The following is a 250-nucleotide window of genomic DNA, read 5'->3' on the forward strand; positions in this document are numbered from 1 at the left end:
GAAGGCTCAGCCAGCGTCATGTCCAGAATGCCGTGATGGCCAGTCATGTGAACCGAGCCGGAGTACTTAAGAGATCCAGATTTGGTAGCAGGATCGAATGAGCCGCTGGTGAGAGGGAAAGTGAAGGCCGAACCGTTCCAGTTGGCGCCGCCCGAAAGCTTCCACGAGCCATTGGCAATAGGACCACGCAGGTAACTGGTGAAGGATGTTCGGATACCCCAGGTCAGCGAACCCGAGGTCACCTTGGACG

At 57.2% G+C, this 250-nt stretch carries 1 protein-coding gene; it reads right to left on the bottom strand.

Translation table 11 applies throughout. The features are described from left to right. On the bottom strand, positions 1-250 hold a 250-nt coding region (locus LVD47_RS23545), incomplete at both ends, for an HtaA domain-containing protein (protein WP_236981178.1).

It is taken from the genome of Membranihabitans maritimus (assembly GCF_021729145.1).
GTDB classification, from domain to species: Bacteria; Bacteroidota; Bacteroidia; order Chitinophagales; family Saprospiraceae; genus Membranihabitans; species Membranihabitans maritimus.